Annotated in this window: 9 protein-coding genes; all 9 read left to right on the top strand. The window is 63.9% G+C overall.

Features of this window, described 5'->3' with window-relative positions; translation table 11 throughout:
* Positions 1-57: 57 nt before the first annotated feature.
* The 9 genes from HX881_RS06515 to hutG all read left to right on the top strand — a co-directional run bounded on the left by HX881_RS06515 (position 58) and on the right by hutG (position 11445).
* Positions 58-1527, top strand: a complete 1470-nt coding sequence (locus HX881_RS06515) for a purine-cytosine permease family protein (RefSeq protein WP_103032933.1) — start codon at positions 58-60, stop codon at positions 1525-1527.
* Between the two features lie 118 nt (positions 1528-1645).
* Complete coding sequence (locus HX881_RS06510; protein WP_017126955.1) at positions 1646-2614, top strand: ABC transporter substrate-binding protein; 969 nt, start codon at positions 1646-1648, stop codon at positions 2612-2614.
* A 71-nt stretch (positions 2615-2685) separates the two neighbouring features.
* The gene (locus HX881_RS06505; RefSeq protein WP_017126954.1) at positions 2686-3537 is read left to right on the top strand and encodes an ABC transporter permease; all 852 of its coding nucleotides are present in this window, start codon (positions 2686-2688) and stop codon (positions 3535-3537) included.
* Entirely contained in the window at positions 3534-4364 is an 831-nt protein-coding gene (locus HX881_RS06500; RefSeq protein ID WP_017126953.1) for a quaternary amine ABC transporter ATP-binding protein, read from the top strand. Before HX881_RS06505 ends, HX881_RS06500 begins: the two co-directional genes overlap by 4 nt.
* A gap of 114 nt (positions 4365-4478) precedes the next feature.
* The gene (locus HX881_RS06495) at positions 4479-6002 is read left to right on the top strand and encodes an HAL/PAL/TAL family ammonia-lyase (RefSeq protein WP_177083534.1); all 1524 of its coding nucleotides are present in this window, start codon (positions 4479-4481) and stop codon (positions 6000-6002) included.
* Positions 6003-6110: 108 nt separating this feature from the next.
* On the top strand, positions 6111-7649 hold the full coding sequence (hutH, locus tag HX881_RS06490; RefSeq protein WP_177083532.1) for a histidine ammonia-lyase: 1539 nt from the start codon (positions 6111-6113) through the stop codon (positions 7647-7649).
* A 350-nt stretch (positions 7650-7999) separates the two neighbouring features.
* On the top strand, positions 8000-9409 hold the full coding sequence (locus HX881_RS06485) for an amino acid permease (protein ID WP_177083530.1): 1410 nt from the start codon (positions 8000-8002) through the stop codon (positions 9407-9409).
* 16 nt (positions 9410-9425) lie between these two features.
* Positions 9426-10631, top strand: coding sequence for an imidazolonepropionase (gene hutI / locus HX881_RS06480; RefSeq protein WP_103032934.1), 1206 nt, complete (start codon positions 9426-9428; stop codon positions 10629-10631).
* 10 nt (positions 10632-10641) lie between these two features.
* A complete protein-coding gene (hutG, locus tag HX881_RS06475; RefSeq protein ID WP_177083528.1) occupies positions 10642-11445 on the top strand; it encodes an N-formylglutamate deformylase in 804 nt (267 codons plus the stop codon).
* Positions 11446-11490 lie beyond the last annotated feature (45 nt).

Genomic DNA, 11490 nt, shown 5'->3' with positions numbered 1-11490 from the left:
GGAGCAGGTTTCACCAACGCTGTACCCCTAACGAAAACAATCCATAGAGGTTGAACAATGGCTGGGTCACATGATCGTGCAAGCAACAAACCGTTGATCGAAAGGCGTTCGATCGACTACATCCCGGAAGCGGAAAGACACGGTCGTCTACTCAGTCAGTTCACCCTGTGGTTGGGTGCCAACCTGCAGATCACGGCAATTGTCACCGGCGCGTTGGCGGTGGTGCTCGGCGGGGATGTGTACTGGTCGCTGGTCGGCCTGCTGCTCGGGCAATTGCTCGGCGGCGGGGTGATGGCGCTGCATGCCGCGCAAGGCCCGCAACTGGGCCTGCCGCAGATGATCTCCAGTCGCGTGCAGTTCGGTGTCTACGGTGCGGTGATTCCGCTGGTGCTGGTGTGCCTGATGTACATCGGCTTCTCGGCCAGCGGCTCGCTGCTGGCCGGGCAGGCGGTGGCGCAGTTGCTCCATGTCGAAGACTGGGTCGGCATCGTGCTGTTCGCCGCCTCCATCATGGTCTTCACCATCTTCGGCTACCGGGTGATCCACGGCATCGGCCGTATCGCCAGTGTGCTGGGGGTGATCGCCTTCATCTACCTGTTCTACAAATTGCTGGCCGGCAACGATATTTCCGCGCTGCTGGGCAACAAGCATTTCTCCCTGGCGAGTTTCCTGCTGGCGGTGTCGTTGTCGGCATCCTGGCAGATCGCGTTCGGGCCCTACGTGGCGGACTACTCGCGTTACCTGCCGCGCAGCACCTCGGCCTCGAAAACCTTCTGGGCCGTGGGCCTGGGTTCGGTGATCGGCGCCCAGGCCTCGATGGTCTTCGGCGTGTTCGCGGCGGCCCTGGCCGGTTCGCAATTCGCCCACCACGAGGTTTCGTTCATCGTCAGTCTCGGCGGTACCGGGATTGTCGCGGCGGCGCTGTACTTCGCCGTGGCCTTCGGCAAGGTCACCGTGACCACGCTGAACGCCTATGGCAGCTTCATGTCGATCGCCACCATCATCAGCGGTTTCCGTGGCAGCCGGCATATCTCCAGCGGCGTGCGCCTGCTGTACATCTTCATCATGGTGAGTATCGCCGCCGCCCTGGCGCTGCTCGGCAAGGACTCGTTCCTCAAGGACTTCTCCGCGTTCATCCTGTTCCTGCTGGCGTTCTTCACGCCCTGGAGCGCGATCAACCTGGTGGACTTCTACTGCATCACCAAGGAACGCTACGACATCCCTGCGTTGTCCGATCCCGACGCCCGCTACGGTCGCTGGAACATCATGGGCATCAGCATCTATGTGTTCGGCGTGCTGATCCAGATGCCGTTCATTTCCACGCACTTCTACACCGGTCCCCTGGTGGCGAGCCTGGGCGATACCGATATCTCCTGGATCATCGGCCTGGTGGTTCCGGCGGCGCTGTATTACTTCGCCGCGAAGAAGTGGCATGGCGCGGTTCCTGATCGCCTGATCCTGCCGGTAGAGCAGGGCGACGTTGCAGCACAAAAGGTGGGTGCCCGGGTCCAACCGTCGGCTGTCTAGCCGTCGGCCCCACCCGGTACCTGCATTGGAATACGTGGACAGGGCCTGCTTGCAGGCCAACCCGGGCCGGATGCCTCTTGACTGCCGTTAACCCATTCATGATTAGGAGCGTCACATAATGAAAATGACAAAGACCCTGCTGACCACGGCGTTATCCCTCGGCCTGTTGGCAGCTGCCGGCGCAAGCCAGGCCGCCGGCTGGTGCGAGTCCGGTAAGCCGGTGAAGTTCGCAGGCCTCAACTGGGAAAGCGGCATGTTGCTGACCGACGTCCTGCAGTTCGTCCTGGAAAAAGGCTACGACTGCAAGACCGACAGCCTGCCAGGCAACTCCATCACCATGGAGAACGCCCTGAGCAGCAACGATATCCAGGTCTTCGCCGAGGAGTGGGTCGGCCGCAGTGAAGTCTGGAACAAGGCCGAGAAAGCCGGGAAGGTCGTCGGTGTCGGCGCTCCGGTGGTCGGTGCCATCGAAGGCTGGTACGTGCCGCGTTATGTGGTCGAAGGCGATGCCAAGCGCAAGATCGAAGCCAAGGCGCCCAACCTGAAGAAGATCTCCGACCTGGCGCAATACGCCTCGGTGTTCAAGGATCAGGAAGAGCCGAGCAAGGGTCGCTTCTACAACTGCCCGGCCGGCTGGACCTGCGAGCTGGACAACAGCGAGATGCTGAAAAGCTACGGTCTGGAAAGCACCTACACCAACTTCCGACCTGGCACCGGGCCGGCTCTGGATGCCGCGGTGCTGTCGAGCTACAAGCGTGGCGAACCGATTCTGTTCTACTACTGGTCGCCGACGCCGCTGATGGGCCAGGTGGACCTGGTCAAGCTGGAAGAAAAACCGGGTGTCGACAAGAGCGTGAGCATCAAGGTCGGTCTGTCCAAGACGTTCCACGACGAAGCACCTGAATTGGTCGCCGTGCTGGAAAAGGCTAATCTGCCGATCGATCTGCTCAACCAGAACCTGGGACGCATGACCAAGGAACGGATCGAATCGCCAAAGCTGGCGAAAATCTTCCTCAAGGAACACCCTGAGGTCTGGCAGGCTTGGGTCAGCGCTGACGCTGCCAAGAAAATCAACGCGGCTCTGTAGGTCGACTACCTCCCGGCTAACCGGAAGGCTGGCCGGGACGTTCGCTACATCCACTTGATCGAGAGTTTCCAATGTTTCCCGAGAATTTCACGTTTTCCATCGCCGACTGGGTCAACGGTTGGGTTGATTCGCTGGTGACCAACTACGGCGATGTGTTCCGGCACATCTCCGACACCCTGCTGTGGGCCATCGTCAATCTGGAAGGCCTGCTGCGCCTGGCGCCCTGGTGGTTGATGCTAGCCATCGTCGGCGGTATCGCCTGGCACGCCACCCGCAAGGTGGTGACCACCGCGGTGATCGTCGGCCTGCTGTTCCTGGTGGGCGCGGTCGGCCTGTGGGACAAGCTGATGCAGACCCTGGCACTGATGCTGGTGGCGACGCTGATCTCGGTACTGATCGGGATTCCCCTGGGAATTCTGTCGGCGCGTAGCAATCGCCTGCGTTCGGTGCTGATGCCGCTGCTGGATATCATGCAGACCATGCCCAGCTTCGTGTACCTGATCCCGGTACTGATGCTGTTCGGCCTGGGCAAGGTCCCGGCGATCTTCGCCACGGTGATCTATGCCGCGCCGCCGCTGATCCGCCTGACCGACCTGGGTATCCGCCAGGTGGACGGCGAAGTGATGGAAGCGATCAATGCCTTCGGTGCCAACCGCTGGCAGCAACTGTTCGGCGTGCAACTGCCGCTGGCCCTGCCGAGCATCATGGCCGGGATCAACCAGACCACCATGATGGCCCTGTCGATGGTGGTGATCGCCTCGATGATCGGTGCCCGTGGCCTGGGCGAAGATGTACTGGTCGGGATCCAGACCCTGAACGTCGGGCGCGGTCTCGAAGCGGGGCTGGCCATCGTGATTCTCGCCGTGGTCATCGACCGCATTACCCAGGCCTATGGTCGTCCGCGCCATGAGGTGAGCAAATGACTGATTCCATCGTCAGCAAGATCGAAGTCAAGAACGTCTTCAAGATTTTCGGGGCGCGCTCCAATGACGCGCTGAACATGATCCGCCAGGGCAAGACCAAGGACCAGGTGCTGGCCGAGACCGGTTGCGTGGTCGGGGTCAACGACCTGTCGCTGACCATCGGCACCGGCGAGATCTTCGTGATCATGGGCCTGTCGGGTTCCGGCAAGTCGACCCTGGTCCGCCACTTCAACCGCCTGATCGACCCGACCAGCGGCGCGATCCTGGTGGACGGTGTGGACATCCTCCAGCACGACATGGAAGCCCTGCGCGAATTCCGCCGGCACAAGATCAGCATGGTGTTCCAGAGCTTCGGCCTGCTGCCCCACAAGACCGTGCAGGAAAACGTCGCCTATGGCCTCAAGGTCCGTGGCGAGAGCAAGGAAATGTGCGTCGAGCGCTCGCTGCACTGGATCAACACCGTGGGCCTCAAGGGCTACGAGAACAAGTACCCGCACCAGCTGTCGGGCGGCATGCGCCAGCGCGTCGGCCTGGCTAGGGCCTTGGCGGCGGACACCGACATCATCCTGATGGACGAGGCGTTCAGTGCGCTCGACCCGCTGATCCGCGCCGAGATGCAGGACCAGTTGCTGGAGCTGCAGAAGACGTTGCACAAGACCATCGTGTTCATTACCCACGACCTCGACGAGGCCGTGCGCATCGGCAACCGCATCGCGATTCTCAAGGACGGCAAGCTGATCCAGGTCGGGACTCCGAAGGAAATCCTCCATTCGCCGGCCGATGAGTACGTCGACCGCTTCGTGCAGCGGCGTGCGGCGACGGTTTAAGGCGCAAGAGGTGTGGTGCCGGTGCGGGCCCCTTCGCGGGCAAGCCCGCTCCCACGGGGTTCGGGGGGGCGGTGAAGTTGTATCAATATTCAGGTTGTAAGGATGAGGTTGAAGATGTCCCAGGCTGAAAAAATCGTTATCGCCGATGCGCCGTTGCGCTGGCAGGATGTGGTCGCGGTGGCCCGGCACGGCGCGCAGCTCGAACTGGCGCCGCAGACCTGGACGCGGATCGACAACGCCCAGGCCATCGTCCAGCGGATCGTCGTCAGCGGCGAGCGCGCCTATGGCGTGAACACCGGCCTGGGCGGCCTTTCCAACGTGTCGCTGTCCGGCGAGCAACTCAGCCAGTTGTCCCGCAACACCCTGCTCAGCCATGCCTGTGGCGTCGGTGCGCCGTTGGCCGACGAACAGACCCGGGCGATCATCTGCGCCGCCGTCATCAACTACAGCCATGGCAAGTCCGGCCTGCACCGCCAGGTGGTCGAAGCCCTGCTGGCGCTGCTCAATCACGGTATCACCCCGCAGGTGCCCTCCCAGGGGTCGGTCGGTTACCTGACCCATATGGCCCACATCGGCGTGGCCCTGCTCGGTGTCGGCCAGGTCAGCTACCGCGGGCAGATCGTTGCCGCGCAACAGGCCCTGGCCGAGGAAGGCCTGCAACCGGTGCGACTGGGGGCCAAGGACGGACTGTGCCTGGTCAACGGCACGCCGTGCATGAGTGGCCTGAGCTGCCTGGCCCTGGCCGATGCTCATCGTCTGGTGCAATGGTCCGACGTCACTGCGGCGATGAGCTTCGAGGCCCAGCGCGGGCAGATCGCCGCGTTCGACGCCGAGATCATCGCCCTCAAGCCGCATCCCGGCATGCAGCAGGTCGGCAGCAACCTGCGCAGCCTGCTCGAAGGCAGCGAAGTGATCGCCGCGAGCAAGGGCATTCGTACCCAGGACGCCCTGAGTATCCGCTCGATCCCGCAGGTCCACGGCGCCGCCCGCGATCAACTGGCCCATGCCACCCGGCAGATCGAAACCGAACTCAACGGTTGCACCGACAACCCGCTGTTGCTGGGCACGCCGGACAACTTCCGGGTGATGTCCCAGGCCAACCCCCACGGCCAGTCGGTGGCCCTCGCGGCGGATCTGCTGGCGATTGCCATGGCGGAAATCGGCTCGATTGCCGAGCGTCGCCTCGATCGCCTGATCAACCCCCACGTCAGTGGCTTGCCGGCGTTCCTGGTCAGCCAGCCGGGCGTCAACTCGGGGATGATGATCGTGCAGTACGTCGCCGCGTCCCTCTGTGCGCAGAATCGCCAGTTGGCGCAACCGGCGGTGCTCGACAACTACGTCACCTCCGCGCTGCAGGAAGATCACCTGAGCATGGGCACCAACGCCGCGCTCAAGTTGCACCAGGTCCTGGAGAACTGCACCCAGGTCCTCGCCATCGAGTACCTGCTGGCGGCCCAGGCCTTCGAATTCCTCAAGGCGCAGCGTTTCGGCGCCGGCACCGACGCCGCCTGGAAACTGCTGCGCGAGCGTGTGCCGGCTTATGAGCAGGACCGCTGGCTGGCGCCGGACATCGCCAGTGCGGCGGCGATCCTCAAGGACGCCACGCTCTTGCACGACAGGTTGCCGAACCTGCATTGATTCCACGATGACCAGCGTGCCAAGGCGCCATCCGCTCAAAAAGCGGACAGCGACGGATAACGGAAGCTTCCGGAGCGACTGGTAGTTAATAAAACTCTCAAAAGGAGCATGAATGTGACTGCGTTAAACCTGATTCCCGGCCAACTGACCCTGGCGCAACTGCGCGCGGTCTACCAGCAGCCCGTCAAACTGACCCTCGACAACAGCGCATCGGCGCAGATCGAGGCCAGCGTCGCCTGCGTCGAGCAGATCCTCGCGGAAAACCGCACCGCCTACGGCATCAACACCGGTTTCGGTCTGCTGGCCTCGACCCGTATCGCCAGCGAAGACCTGGAAAACCTCCAGCGCTCCCTGGTGCTGTCCCACGCGGCCGGCGTTGGCGCGCCGATCAGCGATGCGCTGGTACGCCTGATCATGGTGCTCAAGGTCAACAGCCTGAGCCGGGGTTTCTCCGGTATCCGCCGCCAGGTGATCGACGCGCTGATCGCGCTGATCAATGCCGAGGTTTATCCGCACATTCCGCTCAAAGGCTCGGTCGGTGCCTCCGGTGACCTGGCGCCATTGGCCCATATGTCGCTGGTGCTGCTGGGCGAAGGCAAGGCGCGCTACAAGGGCGAGTGGCTGGACGCGCCGACCGCGCTGAAGCAGGCCGGCCTGCAACCGCTGACCCTGGCCGCGAAAGAAGGCCTGGCGCTGCTCAACGGCACCCAGGTGTCCACCGCCTTTGCCCTGCGCGGGCTGTTCGAAGGCGAAGACCTGTTTGCCGGTGCCCTGGTCGCCGGCGGCCTGACCGTCGAGGCGGTGCTGGGTTCGCGTTCGCCGTTCGACGCCCGGATCCATGAAGCCCGCGGCCAGCGCGGCCAGATCGACGCGGCAGCGAGCTATCGCCACCTGCTGGGCGAGCGCAGTGAAGTGTCCGACTCCCACGAGAACTGCGAGAAGGTCCAGGATCCTTACTCCCTGCGCTGCCAGCCGCAGGTCATGGGTGCCTGCCTGACCCAGTTCCGCCAGGCGGCCGAAGTGCTGGTGGTCGAAGCCAACGCCGTATCGGACAACCCGCTGGTGTTCGCGGCGGAAGGCGACGTGATTTCCGGCGGCAACTTCCATGCCGAACCGGTGGCCATGGCCGCCGACAACATGGCTCTGGCGATTGCCGAGATCGGTTCCCTGAGCGAGCGCCGTATCTCGCTGATGATGGACAAGCACATGTCGCAGTTGCCGCCGTTCCTGGTGGCCAATGGCGGCGTCAACTCCGGCTTCATGATCGCCCAGGTCACCGCGGCGGCCCTGGCCAGCGAGAACAAGGCCCTGGCGCATCCGCACAGTGTCGACAGCCTGCCGACTTCGGCGAACCAGGAAGACCATGTGTCGATGGCGCCGGCCGCCGGCAAGCGCCTGTGGGAAATGGCCGAGAACACCCGCGGGATTCTCGCGGTCGAATGGCTGGCAGCCTGCCAGGGCCTGGACCTGCGCAACGGCCTGAAAACCTCGCCGACCCTGGAGACTGCCCGTGCGACCCTGCGTGAAAAGGTCGCCTACTACGACAAGGACCGTTTCTTCGCCCCGGATATCGAAGCGGCCAGCGAGCTGCTGGCGTCCCGTTGCCTGACCCCGCTGGTCCCGGCGAAGTTGCTGCCAAGCCTGTAAGCGTTGCCAGGAACAGACTTGGGGTTTCCCTTGTGGGAGCGGGCTTGCCCGCGAAAGCAACGGCCCGGGCACCGCAGTCGTCCGGGGAACCGTGTTGGCTGTTTCGCGGGCAAGCCCGCTCCCACAGGGTGTGGCCATGTTGGCTGCTTCTCCCACAGGGTGGTTACAGGCAAGCCCGGCTCCCACAAGGTGGGGTGGCCTCCAGACCCGCCACCCGGCAGATGCTTTTTGCCTGGGCGGGTCGGGTTGGGTACTCTGCGACCCCTTTTTGCGGCCGGGTGGTCGCAAGACCTTCGCCACAAGTCTGATTCTCATCGATCTGTACCGATAAGAATAATTAAGGACGAGTCATGCAACAGCCAGTCAAAGGTTTGAAACGCGGGCTTTCCGCCCGACATATTCGCTTCATGGCCCTGGGTTCCGCCATCGGCACAGGGTTGTTCTACGGTTCCGCCTCGGCCATCCAGATGGCCGGCCCGGCCGTGCTGCTGGCCTACCTGATCGGTGGCGCCGCAGTGTTCATGGTGATGCGCGCGCTCGGTGAAATGGCGGTGCACAACCCGGTGTCCGGCTCCTTCGGCCAGTACGCCAGTACCTACGTCGGCCCGATGTCCGGCTTTATCCTCGGCTGGACCTACGCCTTCGAGATGGTCATCGTCGGCCTGGCCGATGTCACCGCCTTCGGCATCTATATGGGCTTCTGGTTTCCGGAGGTCGACCGCTGGGTCTGGGTCCTGGGCATCGTGTTCTTTATCGGCGCGCTGAACCTGTGCGCGGTGAAGGTCTTCGGGGAAATGGAGTTCTGGCTGTCGCTGCTCAAGGTCGGCGCCATTGTCGCGATGATCCTCGGCGGTTTCGGCATCATGTTCTTCGGCATCAGCACGGCCACGCCGGGCGCTGAAGTCGGTATCGGCAATCTCTGGGCCCATGGCGGCTTCATGCCCAACGGCGCGGCCGGGATGATCGCCTCGTTCGCGGTGGTGATGTTCGCCTTCGGCGGTATCGAGATCATCGGCGTCACCGCCGGCGAAGCCAAGGACCCGCAGCGGGTGATCCCCAAGGCGATCAATGCGGTGCCGGTGCGCATCCTGCTGTTCTACGTGCTGACCCTGTTCGTGCTGATGTCCATCTACCCGTGGCCGCAGATCGGCAGCCAGGGCAGCCCGTTCGTGCAGATCTTCCAGAACCTGGGCATCGGCTCGGCGGCGACCATCCTCAATATCGTGGTGATCTCGGCGGCCGTGTCGGCGATCAACAGCGACATCTTCGGCGCCGGGCGCATGATGTACGGCCTGGCTCAGCAGGGGCAGGCGCCCCAGGCCTTTGCCCGGTTGTCCCGGGCCGGTGTGCCGTGGATGACCGTGGTGGTCATGGGCGCGGCCCTGCTGGGTGGCGTGGTCCTGAATTACCTGATCCCGGAAAACGTTTTCCTGCTGATCGCCTCGATCGCGACCTTCGCCACCGTCTGGGTATGGATCATGATCCTGATCACCCAGGTCGCCATGCGTCGCTCGATGAGCCGTGAAGAAGCGGCCCAACTGAAATTCCCCGTGCCGTTCTGGCCCTATGCACCGATGGCGGCCATTGCCTTCATGGTCTTTATCTTCGGCGTGCTGGGCTGGTTCCCGGACAGCCGTCCGGCGCTGATCGTCGGCGCGGTATGGATCGGCCTGCTGGTGCTGGCCTACCTGATCTGGGTCAAGCCGGCCGCCGCCCAGGCGGCGCGGGTCGTGCAAGATCCTTCCCTGTCTCATCGATAGCCCACGGAGGCCCCGGATGAAAACCCTTTGGCAGAACTGTCACGTTGCAAGCATGGCGCAAGGCACCTACTCGATCATCGAGGACGCCGCCATCGTGACCGTGGCGTCGAAGATCGAGTGGATCGGCCCGCGTGCCGAACTGCCGGTTGCGGATTATCCACAGGTCAATGATCTGGAAGGGGCCTGGGTGACACCGGGGCTGATCGATTGCCATACCCACACGGTGTTCGGCGGTAACCGCAGCGGTGAGTTCGAGCAGCGCCTGCAAGGCGTGAGCTACGCCGAGATCGCGGCTGCCGGTGGGGGTATCGCCAGCACCGTGCGGGCGACCCGTGCCGCCAGTGAGGACGAGCTGTTCGCCAGCGCCCGGCAACGCCTGAGCTGCCTGCTGCGCGACGGCGTGACCAGTGTCGAGATCAAGTCCGGCTATGGCCTGGACCTGGACAGCGAGCGCAAGATCCTCAAGGTGATCCGCCGTCTGGGCGCCGAACTGCCGGTGACCGTGCGCAGCACCTGCCTGGCGGCCCATGCGTTGCCGCCGGAGTACAAGGATCGCGCCGATGACTACATCGAGCATATCTGCACCGAGATGCTCCCGGCCCTGGCGGCCGAAGGCCTGGTGGACGCGGTCGATGCATTCTGCGAATACCTGGCGTTTTCCCCGGCCCAGGTCGAGCGGGTGTTCAAGGTCGCCCGGCAACTGGGCCTGCCGGTGAAACTGCACGCCGAGCAATTGTCCTCGCTGCACGGTTCGAGCCTGGCGGCGCGTTATCAGGCGCTGTCGGCGGATCACCTGGAGTTCATGACCGAAGAGGACGCCATCGCCATGGCGGCGGCCGGTACCGTGGCGGTGCTGCTGCCCGGCGCCTTCTATTTCCTGCGCGAAACCCAACTGCCACCGATGGATGCCCTGCGCCGGCACGGGGTGAAGATCGCGGTTGCCAGCGACCTCAATCCGGGGACTTCGCCGGCGCTGTCGCTGCGCTTGATGTTGAACATGGCCTGCACGCTGTTCCGCATGACCCCGGAAGAAGCCCTGGCCGGTGTCACCCTGCACGCCGCCACGGCGCTGGGCATGGGCGACAGCCACGGTTCCCTGGAAGCCGGCAAGGTGGCGGATTTCGTCGCCTGGCAGATCGAGCGCCCGGCGGACCTGGCCTACTGGCTGGGCGGTGACCTGAGCAAACGCGTGGTGCGCCACGGCATTGAAGTACTGATCTAGGAGAATGGTTGTGGATAACGTTCTGAGCTTCAAACAAGGCCGCGTGCCGTTGCTGATCAGCATGCCCCACGCCGGGTTGAAACTGACCCCGGCGGTCAGGGACGGGCTGATTCCCGAGGCCCGCAGCCTGCCGGATACCGACTGGCATATTCCACGGCTGTATGACTTCGCCGAGGAGCTGGGTGCCAGCACCCTGGCGGCCGAGTATTCGCGGTTTGTCATCGACCTCAACCGCCCGTCCGACGACAAGCCGTTGTATGTCGGTGCCACCACCGGCCTCTACCCGGCGACGCTGTTCGACGGCGTGCCGCTGTTCCAGGACGGCCAGGTGCCGTCCGCCGAGGAGCGGGCGACCTACCTGGAACAGGTGTGGACGCCGTATCACCGCACTCTGCGGGATGAACTGGCGCGGCTCAAGGCCGAGTTCGGCTATGCGCTGCTGTTCGATGCCCACTCGATCCGCTCGGTGATCCCGCACCTGTTCGAGGGCAAGCTGCCGGACTTCAACCTCGGCACGTTCAATGGCGCGGCCTGCGATCCACAACTCGCGTCGCGCCTGGAAGCGATCTGTGCCGGCCATCCGGCCTACAGCCATGTGCTCAACGGGCGTTTCAAGGGCGGTCATATCACCCGTCACTACGGCCATCCCGCCGAGCACATCCATGCCGTGCAACTGGAACTGGGCCAGTGCACCTACATGGAAGAGTTCGAACCGTTCAACTACCGCAGCGACCTGGCCGAGCCGACGCGGGTCGTGCTCAGGGAGCTGCTGCAAGGGTTGCTGGCCTGGGGACGCGAGCGCTACGGCCGCTGACAGCCACGGCTCATGAAACCCTGGTAGGGGCCGGCTTGCCGGCGA

This window comes from Pseudomonas gingeri (genome assembly GCF_013386115.1).
Classification (GTDB): Bacteria; Pseudomonadota; Gammaproteobacteria; order Pseudomonadales; family Pseudomonadaceae; genus Aquipseudomonas; species Aquipseudomonas gingeri.
The sequence above is the reverse complement of the archived record's forward strand: the minus strand, read 5'-3'. Positions and strand labels throughout refer to the sequence as shown.